18 protein-coding genes are annotated in these 19,984 nt (G+C 54.0%); 13 read left to right on the plus strand and 5 right to left on the minus strand.

From position 1 onward, the window contains the following. Window positions 1-133 precede the first annotated feature (133 nt). A complete protein-coding gene (gene plsB, locus NQH49_RS01670) occupies window positions 134-2,557 on the minus strand; it encodes a glycerol-3-phosphate 1-O-acyltransferase PlsB (RefSeq protein ID WP_256698469.1) in 2,424 nt (807 codons plus the stop codon). 127 nt (window positions 2,558-2,684) lie between these two features. Between plsB and NQH49_RS01675 the strand changes: the two genes are divergently transcribed. From NQH49_RS01675 to NQH49_RS01690, 4 genes are all read left to right on the plus strand, one after another. After that, a complete protein-coding gene (locus NQH49_RS01675) occupies window positions 2,685-3,053 on the plus strand; it encodes a diacylglycerol kinase (RefSeq protein ID WP_256698145.1) in 369 nt (122 codons plus the stop codon). 105 nt (window positions 3,054-3,158) lie between these two features. Beyond that, window positions 3,159-3,773 carry a transcriptional repressor LexA gene (gene lexA, locus NQH49_RS01680; protein ID WP_256698146.1) on the plus strand — a complete coding sequence of 205 codons (615 nt, stop codon included), beginning with the start codon at window positions 3,159-3,161 and terminating at the stop codon, window positions 3,771-3,773. A 136-nt stretch (window positions 3,774-3,909) separates the two neighbouring features. Beyond that, a complete protein-coding gene (gene dinF / locus NQH49_RS01685) occupies window positions 3,910-5,232 on the plus strand; it encodes an MATE family efflux transporter DinF (RefSeq protein ID WP_256698148.1) in 1,323 nt (440 codons plus the stop codon). Window positions 5,233-5,396: 164 nt separating this feature from the next. Next, entirely contained in the window at window positions 5,397-5,609 is a 213-nt protein-coding gene (locus tag NQH49_RS01690) for a CsbD family protein (protein ID WP_008109944.1), read from the plus strand. Between the two features lie 74 nt (window positions 5,610-5,683). Here NQH49_RS01690 and zur read toward each other — a convergent pair whose 3' ends face one another. Continuing rightward, window positions 5,684-6,202 (minus strand): zinc uptake transcriptional repressor Zur, encoded by a 519-nt coding sequence (gene zur / locus NQH49_RS01695; RefSeq protein ID WP_256698149.1) that lies wholly within the window; start codon window positions 6,200-6,202, stop codon window positions 5,684-5,686. A gap of 451 nt (window positions 6,203-6,653) precedes the next feature. Between zur and NQH49_RS01700 the strand changes: the two genes are divergently transcribed. The 3 genes from NQH49_RS01700 to pspG all read left to right on the plus strand — a co-directional run bounded on the left by NQH49_RS01700 (window position 6,654) and on the right by pspG (window position 9,491). Next, entirely contained in the window at window positions 6,654-7,904 is a 1,251-nt protein-coding gene (locus tag NQH49_RS01700) for a conjugal transfer protein TraF (protein ID WP_256698150.1), read from the plus strand. 97 nt (window positions 7,905-8,001) lie between these two features. Then, window positions 8,002-9,000 carry a tRNA dihydrouridine(20/20a) synthase DusA gene (dusA, locus tag NQH49_RS01705; protein WP_008109947.1) on the plus strand — a complete coding sequence of 333 codons (999 nt, stop codon included), beginning with the start codon at window positions 8,002-8,004 and terminating at the stop codon, window positions 8,998-9,000. Between the two features lie 224 nt (window positions 9,001-9,224). After that, a complete protein-coding gene (gene pspG / locus NQH49_RS01710; protein WP_256698151.1) occupies window positions 9,225-9,491 on the plus strand; it encodes an envelope stress response protein PspG in 267 nt (88 codons plus the stop codon). Window positions 9,492-9,685: 194 nt separating this feature from the next. Here pspG and NQH49_RS01715 read toward each other — a convergent pair whose 3' ends face one another. Continuing rightward, the gene (locus NQH49_RS01715) at window positions 9,686-10,669 is read right to left on the minus strand and encodes a quinone oxidoreductase (RefSeq protein ID WP_256698152.1); all 984 of its coding nucleotides are present in this window, start codon (window positions 10,667-10,669) and stop codon (window positions 9,686-9,688) included. A 73-nt stretch (window positions 10,670-10,742) separates the two neighbouring features. Here NQH49_RS01715 and dnaB point away from each other — a divergent pair, with 73 nt between their 5' ends. The 6 genes from dnaB to NQH49_RS01745 all read left to right on the plus strand — a co-directional run bounded on the left by dnaB (window position 10,743) and on the right by NQH49_RS01745 (window position 15,812). After that, window positions 10,743-12,149, plus strand: coding sequence for a replicative DNA helicase (gene dnaB / locus NQH49_RS01720; RefSeq protein ID WP_176970070.1), 1,407 nt, complete (start codon window positions 10,743-10,745; stop codon window positions 12,147-12,149). A 128-nt stretch (window positions 12,150-12,277) separates the two neighbouring features. Next, window positions 12,278-12,769, plus strand: coding sequence for an Lrp/AsnC family transcriptional regulator (locus tag NQH49_RS01725; protein WP_097095220.1), 492 nt, complete (start codon window positions 12,278-12,280; stop codon window positions 12,767-12,769). Between the two features lie 228 nt (window positions 12,770-12,997). Next, window positions 12,998-13,612, plus strand: coding sequence for a YitT family protein (locus NQH49_RS01730; RefSeq protein WP_008109953.1), 615 nt, complete (start codon window positions 12,998-13,000; stop codon window positions 13,610-13,612). Window positions 13,613-13,660: 48 nt separating this feature from the next. Then, window positions 13,661-14,854 (plus strand): amino acid aminotransferase, encoded by a 1,194-nt coding sequence (locus NQH49_RS01735; protein ID WP_256698154.1) that lies wholly within the window; start codon window positions 13,661-13,663, stop codon window positions 14,852-14,854. 187 nt (window positions 14,855-15,041) lie between these two features. Further along, window positions 15,042-15,458, plus strand: coding sequence for a secondary thiamine-phosphate synthase enzyme YjbQ (locus tag NQH49_RS01740; RefSeq protein ID WP_061718371.1), 417 nt, complete (start codon window positions 15,042-15,044; stop codon window positions 15,456-15,458). Between the two features lie 3 nt (window positions 15,459-15,461). Beyond that, a complete protein-coding gene (locus tag NQH49_RS01745; RefSeq protein WP_008109961.1) occupies window positions 15,462-15,812 on the plus strand; it encodes an MmcQ/YjbR family DNA-binding protein in 351 nt (116 codons plus the stop codon). A gap of 6 nt (window positions 15,813-15,818) precedes the next feature. Here the strand turns inward: NQH49_RS01745 and NQH49_RS01750 are convergent, their stop codons facing one another. Next, window positions 15,819-16,883 carry an NAD(P)-dependent alcohol dehydrogenase gene (locus NQH49_RS01750; protein ID WP_061718370.1) on the minus strand — a complete coding sequence of 355 codons (1,065 nt, stop codon included), beginning with the start codon at window positions 16,881-16,883 and terminating at the stop codon, window positions 15,819-15,821. Window positions 16,884-17,094: 211 nt separating this feature from the next. Further along, window positions 17,095-19,923 (minus strand): excinuclease ABC subunit UvrA, encoded by a 2,829-nt coding sequence (uvrA, locus tag NQH49_RS01755; RefSeq protein WP_256698155.1) that lies wholly within the window; start codon window positions 19,921-19,923, stop codon window positions 17,095-17,097. Window positions 19,924-19,984 lie beyond the last annotated feature (61 nt).

A 19,984-nucleotide genomic window follows, 5' to 3' on the forward strand; every position in this document is an offset into this window, starting at 1 on the left:
CCATCGCTACAAGTCTCGTAGGGTCGCCATTCATGGCGACCGAGATGAGTCATCAGGCAGGAGGGATCGTGGGAGAATAGCGAGGACTTAGCAGGGCGCACCGAAGTGCGCCTTTGTGTTTTCATGTCGCCTACTAATCGTGGGTGACCGCGCTCTCAATCGTCAGACGGACATCGCTGGTGACCAGCTCCGCCAGCATCTGCCACATCATATGGCTGCGTTCCGCATCGGCATCGCCTTTGTCACTGATATAACCTTCATCACGCAGCGTAAGTACCAATGCAGTGAATACCGCTTTATCAAAGAACTCGGGTGCGTTGATACCGTGCAATACAGAAAGGCGTTGAGCCAGGGTGCGGCTCTCTTTCTCCAGCGTGCCACGGTTGATGGCCGGTTTCGCGCTGAGGATAGCGAAGGTAATCGCGAAGCGCTGAAGCGTCTCACGAATACCCGCCGCCAGCAGTTGCAGCGAACGGTGACGTGCCGGCGTCATTCTTAGTTGACCATCCTGCAAGGTGATCAGGCCCTGGCGCGCCATCTCTGCACAGAGTGCGTTAAGTAGTGCAGGCAACTCCGCCTTGTCCCAGCGTAAGAACAACTCGCTCTTTAGCATCGGATATACCAGGCTCACCTGACGCAGCAGCTCTGCTTCGCTGATTTCACGATGTTGCTGCACGATGGCGGCAATCAACGATGGCATCACTAACATGTGATGAATGTTGTTGCGATAGTAGGTCATCAGCACTGCCTGCTCGCGCGGCAGAATGATAATGTCGCCAATGCTGTCTTGCTCGGTCTCGAACTTGTTCATGCCCATCGCGTGGTCAAGCAGCGCTTCGGCGCTCATATCGGGCACCGTGGCTTCCGGTGAATAAGGCACGTTGCGCAGCAGTTGGGTGTAGCACTCTAACTGCTCAATCAGCTGTTCGCGGGTTAATGAACGCTGACGTGACGCCAGCAGCGCAGTCACGCACAGGTTCATGGCGTTGGCCGCACCGGCTTCGTTAATGCGCACCATCAGCTTCGCCGCAATGTCATTCACAGCAGGTGTCATCCACGCAGGGCGTTGCGGTTCGATAGGATCAATCGCATCCCGCCATTCCGGCACGTTTTTGTTCAGGTAGTTCATCAACGGCAGCGGTTCGCCGAAGTTAACGTAGCCCTGACCAAGATTGCGCAGCTTACGCAAGCCGCGCACCATCTGCAGGAAGCTCTCTTTCTCTTTGGCCGCGCCACGCAGCTCTTTGGCATACGTGCCCACTTCCATCACGTGCTCGTAACCGATGTAGATCGGCACGAAGGTGATAGGACGACTGCCGCCGCGCAGCATCGCCTGCAGCGTCATCGACAGGGTGCCGGTTTTCGGATCCAGCAAACGGCCGGTACGCGAACGTCCGCCTTCCACAAAGTATTCAACGGAGTAACCACGGCTAAACAGCTCGCCGAGATATTCACGGAACACGGTGGAATAGAGTTTGTTGCCCTTAAAGGTACGACGAATAAAGAACGCGCCCAGGCGACGGAAAATCGGGCCGGCTGGCCAGAAGTTCAGGTTGATCCCCGCAGCAATGTGCGGCGGCACCAGGCCTTGATGATAAAGCACGTAGGAGAGCAGCAGATAATCCATGTGGCTGCGGTGGCAGGGCACATAGACAATCTCATGACCATCCTGCGCCAGCTGACGCACGCGCTCACCGCCATGCACGTTGATGCCCTGATACAGGCGGCTCCAAAGCCAGCCCATCACGCGGTCGGTGACCTTAATTGCCTCGTAAGAGAAGTTCGCCGCCACTTCTTCCATCATTTCGATGGCGTTCTGCTGGGCTTTCTCATGCGAAATCTTTTTGCTGCGTGCTTCATCTTCTACCGCTTTTTCAATCGCTTTGGACTGTAAAAGCTTGTTGAAGAGATCCTGACGTGCAGGCAGACGCGGGCCGACCGCTGCCAGACGTTGGCGAGCAAAGTGAATGCGCGCTACGCGAGCCAGCTTCTGTGCAATCGACTTATCAGTACCGTGTTCGGTCGCCATCTGGCGTAGCGAAACGGTTTGCGAGAAGCGGACAAAGCTGTCGCGGCCATGCCACAAAATGGCGAAGAACTTCTGCACGCCATTCAGCACGCGCAGATGCGGCGTGGATTCACCGGATGTTTCACGTCCCGGCGCGCGACCAAACATCACCGCGACCGGCAGCATTTGCACGTCGAGTTGCGGGTTGCTGCGGTGCAAATCCAGATAATCGTGGAACAGCTTCACCGATTCGGGATTGGCCACGAAATAGGGAATCACGCGTGGGCCATCGTGGATAAACACGTGGCGCGGCAGCAGGGTGCCATCGATCTCCAGCGGAGCCAGCGGATCGGGCAGATCATGTTTCAGGCATTGAGCACGCAGCGTGAGCAGGTCAGCCTTTGAATCATAAGGCAAAACATACATCACCGGACGTGTAGGATCGATCCCATGTTCAGAAACGGGATCGGTCGGAATGACCTTACTTTTTACCAAAATAGAGAGTGGTAAATTCAATAATTTGTAATAGAGTTTACGCCAACCTGACATAGACAACTTTAAGCCTCTTGTTAGCAAAGCGCGGCAAGCATACCAGAAAGCGCAGCGAAGGTCTGTGGCTCTGCCGCCTCAAACTGCCCACTCATTGACGTCAAAATAGTTCAAGGGTTCCATAGACATGGCAAATAACGTCACCGGTTTAGTAAGAATAGTGAAAGCAGCCGGTTATTCCTGGCAGGGCCTGCGTGCCGCATGGCAGAACGAAGCCGCATTTCGGCAAGAAGCTGTCGCCGCGTTGGTGGCCATTCTCGTAGCCTGCTGGCTGGATGTAGATACCCTCTCCCGCATCTTGATGATTGGCTCGGTAGTGCTGGTTATCATCGTTGAAATCCTTAATAGCGCTATCGAGGCGGTGGTCGACCGCATTGGGCAGGAACAACATCCGCTCGCGGGCCGCGCCAAAGATATGGGATCGGCCGCCGTATTGCTGACTATCTTACTGGCTCTGTTCGTCTGGATCGCGCTGCTCTGGACGCATTTGAGATAGGGATTCCAGATTCATCAAACCGCTGATTTTTCCCTCTGTTACGGTTTTCATTTCGCGAATACCTGTATATACTCACAGCGACTGTATAAACAACCAGGGGGCGGGATGAAAGCGTTAACTGCACGGCAGCAACAGGTCTATGACCTGATTCGCGACCATATTAACCAGACGGGCATGCCGCCAACGCGTGCGGAAATTGCTGCGCAACTGGGTTTTCGCTCGCCCAATGCTGCTGAAGAGCATCTGAAAGCGCTGGCGCGTAAAGGCGTAATTGAAATTGTTTCCGGCGCATCGCGCGGGATTCGTTTACTAATGGAAGAAGAACCAAGCGAAGGGTTGCCGCTGATTGGTCGCGTCGCTGCCGGTGAACCCTTGCTGGCGCAGGAACATATTGAAGCCCACTATCAGGTGGATGCGAATCTGTTCAAACCGAGTGCCGATTTCCTGCTGCGCGTGAGCGGCATGTCGATGAAAGATATCGGCATTATGGATGGCGATCTGTTAGCCGTGCATAAAACGCAGGAAGTGCGTAACGGCCAGGTTGTCGTGGCGCGCATTGATGATGAAGTCACCGTGAAACGCTGGAAAAAGCAGGGCGCGATTGTCCATCTGCTGCCGGAAAACACCGATTTCCAGCCGATTGTCGTTGATACCCGTGAGCAGTCGCTAACCATTGAAGGTTTAGCTGTCGGGATTGTACGCAACGGCGAGTGGCTCTGATCAGTTTCTGATCCTCCCCAACTGCGGCGGTGCGAATTTGCGCTGACCGCAGTCTGCTGTTTTACTTCTCTGTGACTCTTTCTGCGGCTCACGCTGGCGCCATTACGCTGATTACCGCACACAACGGAATGGGCTGATGCAGCTGTTTTCCTCTTCAGATAAAACACTCTGGCGGCTAGCGCTGCCGATGATCCTGTCAAATATCACCGTCCCGTTACTGGGCGTGGTGGATACCGCCGTTATTGGTCATCTCGATAGCCCGATTTACCTCGGTGGCGTCGCCGTGGGCACAACAGCGACCAGCTTCATCTTTATGCTTCTGCTATTCCTGCGCATGAGCACCACCGGATTGACCGCTCAGGCATTTGGCGCCAATGACAAAACCGCGCTGGCGCGCGCCTTAACGCAACCGCTGCTGATTGCCCTGGTTTTTGGCGTGCTGTTTATGGTGCTGCGAACGCCGGTAAGCAGCCTGGCGGCAGCTTTAATGGGCGGCAGCCCGGAAGTGCAGCAGCAGGCGCAAATATTTATTGAGATTCGCTGGCTGAGTGCCCCCGCAACCTTAGCCAATTTGGTGATTCTTGGCTGGCTGCTAGGCGTGCAGTATGCGCGCGCACCGATGGTGCTGCTGATCATCGGCAATCTGGTGAATATCCTGCTTGATCTGCTGTTCGTCCTCAAACTGCATTGGGGTGTGGCTGGCGCGGCGGCGGCCACCGCGCTGGCAGAATATGTCACGCTGGGCGTGGGTTTGTGGATGGTGGCGCGCGTGCTGAAGATGCGCGGTATCCATTTTACTCTGCTTAAAAGCAGTTGGCGTGGCGATGCGGCGCGGCTATTCCGCCTCAATCGCGACATCATGCTGCGTTCTTTGATGCTGCAAATTTGCTTCGCGTCACTCACCATCCTTGGCGCGCGGATTGGCCCGGATGTGGTGGCGGTCAATGCGGTGCTGTTGATGTTTCTCACTTTTACCGCATACGCGCTGGATGGTTTTGCCTATGCGGTTGAAGCCTGTTCGGGTGAAGCGGTTGGGGCCAAAGATCGCAGTAGGCTGTTGCTGATTTGGCATGCGGCTTGTCGGCAGGCTTGCTTCGTTGCAGCAATCTTTGCGCTGATTTATGCGTTCACCGGTCCGCAGATTGTGGCGATGCTGACGTCACTGGAAGCGCTACGCGAGATGGCCGATCGCTATCTGATTTGGCAAGTGATTCTGCCGCTGATTGGCGTCTGGTGTTATTTGCTGGATGGCATGTTTATCGGCGCGACGCGCGGTCGTGAGATGCGCAACAGCATGGTGATAGCGGCAATCGGCTACGGTCTAGCGCTGCTCACATTGCCATGGCTCGGTAATCACGGTTTATGGCTGGCAGTGACGGTGTTCCTGGCGTTACGCGGACTGACGCTGTGGCTGATTTGGCGCGGTCACTGGCTGCGCAATAGCTGGTTCAACGCCTGAATAAGCGAAGCGTAACCTACAGATTAATCTGTATTTCTCTGCAAACTGCGAAGCGGCTACTACAATTACCTTATACGGCGCACATGAGTAGCGCGTTGTCTGGGTATATCGCCAGCTAAGCAGGCAATATATCTATCTCACTCAGGATGTAGTGGAGGATTATTATGAACAAAGACGAAGCGAGCGGAAACTGGAAGCAGTTTAAAGGTAAGTTTAAAGAAAAGTGGGGCAAGCTTACCGATGACGATATGACGGTGATCGAAGGTAAACGCGATCAGCTGGTCGGTAAAATCCAGGAACGCTACGGTTATGCAAAAGACCAGGCCGAACAAGAAGTTAAGGACTGGGAAAGCACCAATAAAGATTACCGCTGGTAATTGCCCCTGAGGAAGATGCTCCTACCCGCCAATCATTTAGCGTAGTGATTGGCCCGGCACAAGGACGTGCCTCTCTATTTTCTTACCCGTTTTTTTCCCTCAACCTGATGATCATGCTCGCAGCTTTCATGATGCGTGCAAGCCGCCACTTCTGCGCAGCTCTCACACAGGCCATGTGCCTCAATCACGGTATGACGCAAAGAAAATCCCGCCTGATCCGCTAACCCAGCAATGGTCTTTTCAACACCATGAGCATGTTTTTCAGTCACTGCCGCGCAACCGTCACACACCAACATCACTGAAGTATGTGCCGGCTCATCAAAATGATGACAAACCACATAGCTGTTATTCGACTCAACGCGATGAATAAATCCCTGTTCCAGCAGGAAATCCAGCGCACGATAAATGGTAGGCGGTTTAGCTTGCGGTTCACTGACGCGCAGCTGATCCAGCAAATCGTAAGCGCTTATCGAACCATTCTGCTCTGCCATCAAGCGCAGCACTTCGGCGCGCTGAGTGGTGAGGCGCACGCCGCGATCAAGGCAAAGTGATTCAGCCTGGGTAAGAAGTTGTTCTGGCGTGAGGTTTGACATAAGCATTCTCCGGGTTGCAGGTGATGTTATTTTATCACACAAATTTTTACGCTGCTGTGATTGCTTATTTTCCTTAAACTCCTGCAGAAAACTCCCACCAATCAATCGATTATCCTTCCTGTTAACCCAACAACATTGTTGCAACCATTATGTCTGAAAAATCCGTCCAGCCAGACAGCGCAACGGCTACAAGGATTTTGCTTTGCAACTCACCGGGTTAGCGTATAAGGTTCAAAAGGTCTTAAGTAATTTCTGGTATCAATTTATTCACTGTTAATTTTTCTGCATATAAACACAGCAGAATGGTGCTTACGCATCCAATTCTGCGAATAGCAGTGCTATTTCCTTTTAATTCACAGCAATGAAGCGTTAGCCAGGGTTCAGAATGGCGGCTAACTAAACTTTCAGTCGGTGAGTGATTCAGCGACATTTCAAAGGTGATGGCAGGCTCATGGCGAAGACATTATTCAGGCACAAAAAAGTAGCTTATCTTGTTGGTTTGAATGCAGTATTTCTTTCTTCCTCAGCTCTGGCAGCAGGTACATGGTATGACGCGCGTAACGATGCGATGGGCGGTACCGGCGTAGCCTCTTCCACCTGGAGTTCCGCAGTGCTGGCTAACCCAGCATTGATGACCAAGGCGCAGCCTGAAGACAACGTTAGCATCATTCTTCCATCAGCCGGTGCACAGGTTACCGATAAAGACAAATTGATTGATCGCGTCGACGACATTACCGATACCGTTGATCGTTATCAGGATGAGCTTCGGGACTTTTCTCTCGAAGATTATTTAAATGGCTATCCAGAGGTGAAAGCTGCTGCGGGTGATATGGCTAACCAGCTCAGTCAGTTACGTGGTAATAAAGCCCATGCTACCGCAGGTGTAGCACTAGCCGTCACTGTTCCAAATGAAACCCTACCTTTTGCCTTTATAACTAAAGCGTACGGTACCGCATTGGTACGTGCCAATGTGGCAGACAGCGATATCACTTACCTTCGCGGCATTTCAGATGGCACTATTCCTCTGACGCCGGGCGCTGAAGATAACTTGCGCTCCAGCGCCAATGGGCTGGCGGCTTTGATCACCGATTATGGTGTGTCAGTTGCGCATGAGTTCTCGATTGCTGGCCATCCAGTTTCTGTCGGCGTGACGCCAAAGCTACAGAAAACCTGGCTGTATAACTACACCGCGAGTATCTACAACTACGACAAGAGCGACATTAACAGCAGTCGCTATCGCAGCAGCGATACCGGTTTCAACGTGGATGCTGGCGTTGCAACGGATTTCGGTGAGAACTGGACCTTCGGTGTGACTGGGCAAAACCTGATCTCGCGCGATATCGACACCAAAGAGGTGAACGGCTACCGCGATACTTACCAAATTCGTCCACTGGTTACGACCGGGCTTTCCTGGAATAGCGGGCCGCTCACGTTGGCCGGTGATGTTGATCTAACTGAAACTAAACGCTTTAAATCGGAAGACAGCAGCCAATATGCTGGCGTAGGTGCGGAGTATCGTGTGCTGGATTGGCTGGCGCTGCGTGCCGGTTATCGTGCCGATCTGAAGTCGAACGATACTGACGTGTTCACCGCCGGTTTAGGTGTGTCACCGTTCAACAATACCGTTCATCTCGATCTGGCCGGTTCTGTGGGTAAAGACAACACCGTGGGTGCGATGCTGCAGCTCGGATTTAACTTCTAATTCCCTATCTGATAACGGGCGGCTGTGCCGCCCGTTTTGCTGTGGTATGATTGCGCAGTTTCTCATCACTTAACTTACTGCGGATTCACTGCGTTTCATGACCGATACTTTCTCCTCGCAACGTTTTTCCATCGCCCCCATGCTCGACTGGACCGATCGCCACTGTCGTTATTTCCACCGTCAGCTGAGCGGCGACACGCTGCTGTACACCGAAATGGTGACGACCGGTGCGATCATTCACGGTAAAGGCGACTATCTGGCCTACAGCGAGGAAGAGCATCCGCTGGCGCTGCAGTTGGGGGGCAGCGATCCCGCCGCACTGGCGCAGTGCGCTAAGCTGGCAGAAGAGCGTGGCTACGATGAGATCAACCTCAACGTGGGTTGTCCGTCCGATCGCGTACAGAATGGTCGTTTTGGAGCCTGCCTGATGGGCGATGCGGCGCTGGTTGCCGACTGCATTAAAGCGATGCGCGATGTGGTAAGCATTCCAGTGACGGTGAAAACCCGTATTGGCATTGATGAGCAGGACAGCTACGAATTCCTGTGTGATTTTATTGGCACCGTGGCGCAACAGGGCGGCTGCGATACCTTTATTATCCACGCACGTAAAGCCTGGCTTTCCGGTTTGAGTCCAAAAGAGAATCGCGAGATCCCGCCGCTCGATTATCCACGCGTTTACCAATTGAAGCGCGACTTCCCGGCGCTGACCATGGCGATTAATGGCGGCATCAAAACCCTGGAAGAAGCTAAGCTGCATCTGCAGCATATGGATGGCGTGATGATGGGGCGCGAAGCCTATCAGAATCCGGGTATTCTGGCGCAGGTTGATCGCGAACTGTTTGGCCGCGATACACCGCGCGTCGATCCGGTGGCGGTGGTGCGCTCAATGTATCCGTACATTGAAGCTGAATTATCCAAGGGCATGTATCTCGGCCATGTTACGCGCCATATGCTTGGCCTATTCCAGGGCATTCCCGGTGCGCGCCAATGGCGTCGTTACTTAAGTGAAAACGCCCATAAACCCGGTGCCGATGTGCGCGTGCTGGAAGCGGCGTTAGCGCTGGTTGCAGATAAGATCCCGCAGGAAGTGATGTAATTATCGTCAGGCAAGCCGGAGCGTTCCGGCTTTTGTAGGGTGTGCATTCATGCGCACCTGAAAGCCAATAGGATGGTTTTTTTTTGCGCCACAAATTAGTTTTTTTCATCACCCTTCCAACCTTGCACTCATCCATTTTTCTTCAAATTCAAGTAGTTAGCTATTATTATAAGTTGGCACGCATCTTGTAATGTTCCTGATGTTATTTACACAGGAGAGCCTTCGTGGAAATTCTATTTGTTATCGGCTTTTTTCTGATGCTGCTGTTCACCGGCGTTTCGCTGCTGGGCGTCATCGCGGCATTGGTGGTGGCGACCGCTTTAATGTTCTTTGGCGGATTGCTGGCAATTGTTATAAAAGTGTTGCCGTGGCTGGTGCTGGCAGTGGCTGTTGTATGGCTTTATCGCGCATTTACCACACCTTCAGGTGAGGTTAAATTGCGCAGGCTGAAAAGAAAAATCAGCGACTTAGATAGAAGGGACTGGCGCTAATTGCGGTGACGATCACAGACTCGGAAATTGCTTAGCATAATTCCGCATTTAAACATATTTTTTACTTATGTTTTCTGTCAGGATGATTGGCGTTGTTTCAAACGAATTCATCGCCGCTGTCCCTACACCAGCGCGAACTATAAAAAAGAAAGAAAAAGGGGCTTCCTACGGGAAGCCCCGTTTGCATTTAGCGATCAGGGAATCAGCAGGCTGGAACCCTGAGTCGCGCGACTCTCCAGCACCTGATGCGCGCGCACTGCGTCACGCAAGGCAAATTTCTGCTGCTCTGGCACGTTAAGCTGAATTGCCCGGCTGGCGATCAATGAGAACAATTCATTGCTGGCGGCATCCAGTTCTTCACGATTGGTGATGTAGCCGAACAGCGAAGGGCGGGTAACGAACAGTGAGCCTTTCTTATTGAGAATGCCAAGATCAACGCCGGTTACCGGACCCGATGCATTACCAAAGCTGACCATTAATCCGTGGCGACGCAGGCTATCCAGCGAAGGTTCCCAGGTGTCTTTCCCCACCGAGTCATACACTACGGCCACTTTCTCACCGTTGGTCAATTCGTTGACGCGCTTCGCAATATCCTCTTCGCGATAGTTGATCGTCGCCCAGGCGCCGGCATCTTTGGCAATCTTCGCTTTCTCTGCAGAACCTACCGTGCCAATCAGATGTGCGCCGAGCGCTTTGGCCCATTGGCAGGCGATCAAACCCACGCCACCGGCTGCGGCATGGAACAGGAAGATTTCATCGGCTTTCACTTTATAGGTTTGGCGCAGCAGATACTGCACGGTTAACCCTTTAAGGAAAGAAGCCGCGCCTTGCTCAAAGGAGATGCTGTCCGGCAAGATCACCAGGCGATCTTCCGCCACATTGTGCACTTCGCTATAAGCGCCGAGCGCGGCCTGGCAATAGACCACGCGATCGCCCGCTTTAAAACGCGTCACCGCCGATCCGACTCGCTTCACCACACCGGCTGCTTCGGTGCCCAAGCCGGAAGGGAAGCTGCTTTGCGGATACAAGCCGCTGCGCACATAGGTATCAATGTAGTTAATGCCAATCGCCTTGTTTTCCACCTGCACTTCGTGCTCGGCGGGATCGGCCAGTTCGAAATCGACCCATTGCAGCACATCTGGGCCGCCGTGTTGGTTGAACTGAATACGCTTTGCCATTCTGACTCCTGTGATTGTTCATCCTGGGACGTTATACTTGCGCGTCCCTTTCACGATCGGTAATGCATTCACTATGGCAGGAAATAAACCCACCAACAAATCGAACGAACCCCGCGATCGGCAGCTGGAAGGCGTGAAAATGCCGCCGCATTCCATAGAAGCGGAGCAGTCGGTGCTCGGTGGGTTGATGCTGGATAATCAGCGCTGGGACAACGTTTCGGAGCGTGTTGTCGCCAGTGATTTTTTCAACCGCTCGCACCGCATGATTTTCACGGAAATGCAGCGTTTGCTGGAAGCGGGCCAGCCGATCGATTTGATTACACTCTCTGAATCGCTGGAAACGCTGGGCGAGTTAGAAATGGCCGGCGGTTTCGCCTATCTGGCCGAGCTGGCTAAAAATACGCCAAGTGCGGCGAACATCGGCGCTTATGCGGATATCGTGCGTGAACGTGCGGTGGTGCGTGAGATGATCTCGGTGGCGAACCAAATCGCTGATGCCGGTTACGATCCGCAAGGACGCAGCAGTGAAGATCTGCTCGACTTCGCTGAATCCAACGTTTTCAAAATAGCTGAACAGCGCGCCAATAAAGATCAGGGCCCGCAGAACATCGAGCAGATCCTCGAAGCCACGGTTTCGCGTATTGAGTCGTTGGTCTCAACGCCGCACGATGGCGTGACCGGCGTCGATACCGGCTATCAGGATTTGAACAAAAAAACCGCCGGTTTGCAGGGCTCTGATCTGATTATCGTCGCGGCGCGTCCTTCGATGGGTAAAACCACCTTCGCCATGAATTTGTGCGAAAACGCCGCGATGTTGCAGGACAAGCCGGTGCTGATTTTCAGTCTGGAGATGCCCAGCGAACAGCTGATGATGCGTATGCTGGCATCACTGTCGCGTGTGGATCAGACGCGTATTCGTACCGGCCAACTGGAAGATGAAGATTGGGCGCGTATTTCCGCCACCATGGGGATTTTGCTCGAGAAGAAGAACATGTTTATCGATGACTCTTCTGGCCTGACGCCAACTGAAGTGCGTTCACGCGCGCGCCGCATTTTCCGCGAAAACGGCGGGTTGAGCCTGATCATGATCGACTACCTGCAGCTGATGCGCGTGCCTGCACTGTCGGATAACCGTACGCTGGAGATCGCCGAGATCTCGCGCTCGCTCAAAGCGCTGGCGAAAGAGCTGAATGTGCCGGTGGTGGCGCTGTCGCAGCTGAACCGCTCACTGGAACAACGTGCGGATAAGCGTCCGGTGAACTCGGATCTGCGTGAATCAGGCTCGATCGAGCAGGATGCCGACTTGATCATGTTCATCTATCGTGACGAGGTGTATCACGAAAACAGCGATCTTAAAGGCATCGCCGAGATCATCCTCGGTAAGCAGCGTAACGGCCCGATCGGTACGGTACGTTTGACCTTTAATGGCCAATGGTCGCGCTTTGATAACTACGCTGGCCCGCAATACGACGACGAATAACCCTTTCAACCCGGATGCATGCACGTTTTGTGCATGCATTTCACGTCATCAGAAAATAGTGTTGGACAACCCCGGCTTTAATCAGGTTATCTGTAGCAAAGCGCCCCTTATTTCGCTGTGGAAACAGAATGACTCAGGTAGACGATCACGACCTTAAGATATTGACATTACTACAATCTAACGGACGCCTCACCAACCAGGAACTCAGTGATTTAGTCGGACTTTCGGCATCGCAATGTTCACGCCGCCGCATCAATCTTGAGCAGGCCAACCTCATTCTCGGCTATCACGCGCGCCTCTCGCCCGACGCGGTTGGCCTTGGCATGGTGGGATTGATTGAAGTGCGATTGAAAAACCACACGCCCGATTATGAAGAGAGTTTCCATCGCATGGTGGAAGAAGAAGCCGCCATCGTCGATGCCTTTAAAACCACTGGCGATGCCGACTATCTGCTGAAAGTAGCGGTGGCCGATCTGGCGTCATTGAGCGCACTAATCAGCCAGTTAGTGGCTGGTCATCAAAGCGTGGCGCACGTGAAAACGTCCGTGGTATTGAGCCGTTTAAAAGAGAACGGTTTGATGATAATCCCGCAGCACAAAACGCGCCAAAAAAGTGCGTGATGTGCTAATCTGGTGCAATTATTGCCTTAATAATGCAAAAAACGCGCACCAGAAAACAGATTTGTGCATGGGTTGATGGTTTGAGTCTCAATTGATGCACAAAAACCTGCAATAAAGCGCCTTAGTTATCAATTGGATAATCGCTGGCACCCATCGGCGGCGCGCATACGTCGCCGATGTGGTGCGTTTTTTGCATTTGAACCGCATCATTTGCAATGAGATTAATCCATGGATAACGTTGTTCAACCCACCAAAGTTCCCCATTCGCTGATTGAAGATGCGCTGGCAATAGTGCTCGGCACGCTGATGGTCTCTTTCGGCGTCATTATGCTGAAACAGGCTGGCGCACTGACCGGCAGTTCAGCGGGTATTGCCTTCTTAATCAGCTATTTATCGCCGCTCTCCTTTGGTAGCGCCTTCTTCCTGATCAACCTGCCATTTTACTGGCTAGCCGTGCGACGCATGGGCTGGGAATTTACCCTGAAAACCTTCTGCGCGGTTGGCCTGGTGTCGCTGTTTACCCATTTGCATCCGCTGTTTGTGCATTTTTCTGCGCTAAATCCGTTTTATGCGACACTGTTCGGTAACGTGGTGATGGGCATTGGGTTTATAGTGTTGTTCCGTCATAAAGCCAGCCTCGGTGGCATCAATATTTTGGCGCTCTGGCTGCAGGACCGCATCGGTCTGCGTGCCGGAAAACTGCAAATGGCGGTTGATACCTGCGTGGTATTAGCGTCACTGTTTGTGGTGTCGTTACCGATGCTGTTTGCTTCCATCGCGGGCGCGGTGATCCTCAATCTCATCATCGCAATGAATCATCGTCCCGGCCGTTACATGGTTTGATGACGCATCTTTACCTCTTATTTCTGACCAATCATGGAGATCTGCACCGTGTTTCAAAACGTTGATGCCTATGCCGGCGATCCGATTCTGTCGTTGATGGAAACCTTCAAACAAGATCCGCGCGATAACAAAGTAAACCTGAGCATCGGTCTCTATTACAACGAAGCGGGCATCATTCCTCAGCTGCAGGCAGTTGCCGCAGCAGAAGAGCGCCTGCAGGCGCAGCCGCATCAGGCATCGCTGTATCTGCCGATGGAAGGTCTGAACGCTTACCGCAACGCCATTGCACCGCTGCTGTTCGGTAAAGAACATCCGATGCTGCACGCGGGCCGTATTGCCTCCATCCAGACCTTAGGTGGCTCAGGTGCGCTGAAAGTCGGTGCTGATTTCCTTAAGCGTTACTTCCCAGCGTCAAACGTGTGGGTGAGCGATCCAACGTGGGAAAACCATATCGCGATCTTTAACGGTGCGGGCTTCGAAGTAGAGACTTATCCGTGGTACGACGCAGAAACCAACGGCGTGAAGTTTGATGCGTTCATCGCCAAGCTGAAAACCTTGCCGAAACAATCCATCGTGCTGCTGCATCCGTGCTGCCACAACCCAACCGGCGCCGATCTGACTAATGCGCAGTGGGATGAAACCACCGACGTGCTGAAAGCGCAGGAGCTGATTCCGTTCCTCGATATCGCTTATCAGGGCTTTGGTGCGGGCATGGAAGCGGATGCTTATGCCATTCGCGCCATTGCGGCTGCCGGCTTGCCAGCGCTGGTGAGCAACTCGTTCTCCAAGATCTTCTCGCTGTACGGCGAGCGCGTTGGCGGCTTGTCCATTGTCTGCGACAGCGCGGAAGAATCCGCTCGTGTGCTGGGCCAGCTGAAAGCGACCGTACGTCGCAACTACTCCAGCCCGCCAAACTTTGGTGCGCAGGTGGTTTCATGCGTGTTGAACGACGAAGCGCTGCTGAATAACTGGCTGGCAGAAGTGGAAGCGATGCGTCTGCGCATTATCGAAATGCGCCAGGCGCTGGTGAATGTGTTGAGCACCAAGCTGCCAGGTCAAAACTTCGATTACCTGCTGAAGCAGCGCGGTATGTTCAGCTACACCGGCCTGAGCGCGCAGCAGGTTGATCGCCTGCGTGATGAGTTCGGCGTCTACCTGATTGCCAGCGGCCGTATGTGCGTTGCCGGCCTGAACAGCCGTAACGTCAACCAGGTTGCTGAGGCATTTGCTGCGGTAATGTGAGTCAACACCCAGTCAACACAGAGCCACCACGCTGACATCATCCAGTATCAAAACCATGGCCGCTAAGCTGAGCGACTAACCTTCAGGCGGCAGAGTTCACGCTCTGCCGCTTTTTCCTCTCTTCAGGGTTTACCTTTCGCCGACATGCTGCACACTTAAACGGTGTGATTACTTTTAGGATTCTGGCATGTGGCATCAACAAACGCTTACGCTTGGCGCCAAAGCGCGCGGCTTTCATCTGATTACCGACGAGATTGTCGGCCAGCTTCACGGCTTATCCGATGTGCGCGTCGGCCAATTGCATCTCCTGCTGCAACACACATCGGCGTCGCTAACGCTGAATGAGAATTGCGATCCCACAGTGCGCAGCGATATGGAGCAGCATTTCTTACGCCATGTTCCGGAAAGCGCGCCTTATCAGCACGACTACGAAGGGGCCGACGACATGCCCGCACACATCAAATCGTCGCTACTCGGCGTTTCACTGCTGATTCCGGTCAACCGTGGTCGCCTGATGTTAGGCACATGGCAGGGAATCTGGTTGGGTGAACATCGGGTGCAGGGCGGTGCGCGGCGTATCGTGGCGACCTTACAAGGGGAATAAAACATGAACACATCGGATTTACTGACGTACTGCATGAGCAAGCCGGGCGCGGAGCAAAGCTTTAAAGAGTGCTGGCAGGCAACGCAGATTAAAAGTGAAGGCGTGCTGTTTGCCATGCTTTATGAGGTAAAAGGGCGTCCGGCCTTGTCGCTGAAAGCCACGCCTGCACTGGCGGAATTATTACGTGAGGAGCATAACGATGTGTTTCCCAGTGAGCACTTGAACAAGTCGCACTGGAGCACGTTGTGGCTGGACGGTTCGCTAAAGGATTCGCAGATTTACTATCTGGTGGATGCTTCCTGGCAACAGGCTGACGCCACGCGTGAAGCGGGCGTCAACCATGATGACCACTGAGGCGAATTAAGCCGCAGATTCCTCGCGCAGGGTATTGATATCAATCACGAAGCGGTATTTCACGTCGCTTTTCAGCATACGTTCGTAGGCTTCGTTGATTTGATTCATCGCGATCAGTTCGATATCTGAAGTGATACCGTGTTCGCCGCAGAAATCCAGCATCTCCTGGGTTTCCGCGATGCCGCCAATCAGTGAACCGGCGATGCTGCGACGTTTGAAGATCAGGTTGAAGACCTGCGGTGCCGGGTGATCGTGTTCCGGCGCGCCGACCAGCGTCATGTTGCCATCACGCTTCAGCAGGGCGATGAACGGGTTGAGATCGTGCTGCGCCGCAACGGTATTCAGGATGAAGTCAAAGCTGTTGGTGTGCGCGGCCATTTGATCGGCATCTTTCGAAATCACCACTTCATCCGCGCCCAGACGTTTACCATCTTCAATTTTTGACGGTGACGTGGTGAACAGCACCACATGTGCGCCCATCGCATGAGCCAGTTTCACGCCCATGTGACCGAGGCCGCCCAAACCGACAATACCGACTTTTTTACCCGGACCGACATTCCAGTGACGCAGCGGCGAGTAGGTGGTGATACCGGCACACAGCAGCGGCGCAACGCCTGCCAGATCGAGATTTTCGGGTACGCGCAGCACGAAGCTTTCATCTACCACCATGCTGGTGGAGTAACCGCCGTAGGTGATGGCTTTGGTTTCACGGTCTTCACCGTTATAAGTGCCAACGAAGCCATTTTCGCAATACTGCTCCAGCCCTTCCTGACAGCTTGGACAGCTGCGGCAGGAATCAACCATACAACCCACGCCGACCAAATCACCCACTTTGTAATTGTGAGTGTGCGCGCCAACGGCAGTGACGCGACCCACGATTTCATGGCCCGGCACCACAGGGAAAATGGTGTTGCGCCATTCGTTGCGCGCGGTATGCAGGTCAGAGTGGCAGACGCCGCAGTACAACACTTCAATCTGCACATCATGAGCGCGCAGTTCGCGTGGCTTAAAGTCGAACGGGGCGAGTTTTGCTTTCGCGTCCTGTGCGGCATAGGCATGCGTAATATTCATGGTGTCTCCAGTAGGATGTGTCGTGATTTTTATGCGGGATCCCGTCAGGGATAAAAGGCGCGTGAGTCACGCCAAAAGGAACGCTGTAAGGATAGTCAGCAGGATGGAATGCGTATATGCCTGAAGTTGTCTGATTCTTGCCTGTTCCTGCATTTCGTTGCGGAATTCGACAGATAAAAATCAGGCCCGCAATGGCGGGCCTGGGAGAAAATTACTTCTTCAACATTGGTTTAAGGAAACGCGCCGTGTGTGATTTTTCACACTCCACCACCGTTTCTGGCGTGCCGGACACCAGGATTTCACCGCCGCCGCTACCACCTTCTGGGCCGAGATCGACAATCCAGTCCGCGGTTTTCACCACGTCGAGGTTGTGCTCAATCACCACGATGGTGTTGCCCTGATCGCGCAGCTGATGCAGCACTTCCAGCAGTTGCTGAATATCCGCAAAGTGCAGGCCGGTGGTCGGCTCATCAAGGATATAGAGCGTCTGGCCGGTGCCGCGTTTGGACAGCTCTCGCGCCAGCTTAACGCGCTGCGCTTCACCGCCCGAGAGCGTGGTCGCCGACTGGCCGAGGCGGATGTACGACAGGCCAACATCGATCAGCGTTTGCAGCTTACGCGCCAGCGCCGGCACCGCATCAAAGAACTCGCGCGCTTCTTCGATGGTCATATCCAGTACTTCGTGGATGCTCTTGCCTTTGTATTTGATCTCCAGCGTTTCGCGGTTATAGCGTTTGCCTTTGCACTGGTCGCACGGCACGTAGATGTCGGGCAGAAAGTGCATCTCTACCTTGATCACGCCATCGCCCTGACAGGCTTCGCAGCGTCCGCCGCGCACGTTGAAGCTGAAGCGCCCCGGATTGTAGCCGCGTGAACGCGCTTCCGGCACGCCGGCGAACAGTTCACGCACCGGCGTGAAAATGCCGGTATAGGTCGCGGGATTCGAACGCGGTGTGCGACCGATCGGGCTCTGATCGATATCGATCACTTTATCGAAATGCTCGAGACCGGCGATCTCACGATAAGGCGCGGCTTCGATGGTGGTCGCGCCGTTGAGCTGGCGCTGCGCAATTGGGAACAGCGTATCGTTGATCAGCGTCGATTTACCCGATCCGGACACGCCGGTGATGCAGGTAAATAAGCCGACCGGAATCGTCAGCGTGACATCTTTGAGGTTGTTACCGCGCGCACCGGTGAGTTTCAGCACTTTAGCGGGATCGCCTTTGACGCGCTGTTTAGGGATGGCAATCTCACGTTTGCCGCTGAGGAACTGGCCGGTCAGGGAATTTTCATTCGCCATGATCGCGTGCACATCGCCTTCCGCAACCACCTGACCACCGTGCACGCCGGCGCCCGGACCGATATCGATCACGTGGTCAGCGGCACGAATCGCATCCTCATCGTGCTCCACCACAATCACCGTATTACCGAGATCGCGCAGGTGAATCAGCGTGCCGAGCAGGCGCTCGTTGTCGCGCTGATGCAAGCCGATAGACGGTTCATCCAACACGTACATCACGCCGACCAAACCGGCACCAATCTGGCTGGCCAGACGAATACGCTGCGCTTCACCGCCGGACAGCGTTTCCGCCGAGCGTGACATCGACAGGTAATTCAGGCCGACGTTCACCAGGAAGCTCAGGCGATCGCCAATCTCCTTAAGGATTTTTTCCGCGATCTGCGCACGCTGGCCGCTCAGCTTCATGTTGGCGAAGAAATCCATCGCATGACCGATGCTCATTTCTGAGATGGTTGGCAGGTTGGTGTCTTCGACAAAAACATGGCGTGCTTCACGACGCAGGCGCGTGCCTTCGCAGCTGGCGCAGGCGCGGTTACTAATAAATTTCGCCAGCTCTTCGCGTACCGCGTTGGATTCCGTCTCTTTATAACGGCGCTCCATGTTGTGCAGCACGCCTTCAAACGGATGGCGGCGCACCGAGGTGTCACCGCGATCGTTGATGTATTTGAATTCGATATTCTCTTTGCCGGAACCGTACAGAATCACATGGCGCGCGTTGTCACTCAGGCTGTTGAACGGGGCTTCGACATCGAATTGCAGATGTTCAGCCAGCGAGCGCAGCATCTGGAAGTAGTAGAAGTTACGGCGATCCCAGCCGCGAATGGCGCCGCCCGCCAGCGACAGCTCGGGATTTTGCACCACACGGTCAGGATCGAAATATTGCTGCACGCCCAGGCCATCACAGGTCGGGCAGGCGCCGGCTGGATTGTTGAACGAGAACAGGCGCGGTTCGAGTTCACGCATGCTGTAGCCACAAATCGGGCAGGCAAAGTTGGCGGAGAACAGCATCTCTTCGGCGCTGGTATCATCCATATCGGCGACGATCGCCGTACCCCCGCTCAGTTCCAGCGTGGTCTCGAAGGATTCGGCCAGACGCGTTGCCAGATCGTCGCGCACGCGGAAGCGGTCAATCACCACTTCGATGGTGTGCTTCTTCTGCAACTCCAGTTTCGGCGGATCCGACAAATCGCACACTTCACCATCAATACGCGCACGGATGTAGCCTTGCGCGGCGAGGTTTTCCAGCGTTTTGGTGTGTTCGCCTTTGCGATCTTTCACCACCGGCGCCAGCAGCATCAGACGACGACCTTCTTCCTGCGACAGCACCTGATCGACCATCTGGCTAACGGTTTGCGCCGCCAGTGGAACGTCGTGATCCGGACAGCGCGGCTCACCCACGCGTGCAAACAGCAGGCGCAGATAGTCATGAATTTCAGTAATGGTGCCGACGGTGGAACGCGGGTTATGCGAAGTCGATTTCTGCTCAATGGAGATGGCGGGCGAAAGACCTTCAATATGGTCAACGTCCGGTTTCTCCATTAATGAAAGAAACTGGCGCGCATAGGCCGAAAGCGACTCGACATAGCGACGCTGGCCTTCCGCATACAGCGTATCAAACGCCAGCGAAGACTTACCGGAACCTGACAGACCGGTGACCACAATGAGCTTATCGCGAGGGATGATCAGGTTGATGTTCTTCAAATTATGGGTGCGAGCACCGCGGACTTCGATCTTATCCATTCACCTTTCCCGGATTGAACAACACTCGCCATGCCTTGCCAGCACGACCAGCAGAAACGGT

The sequence above is a fragment of the Pantoea trifolii genome (assembly GCF_024506435.1).
GTDB classification, from domain to species: Bacteria; Pseudomonadota; Gammaproteobacteria; order Enterobacterales; family Enterobacteriaceae; genus Pantoea; species Pantoea trifolii.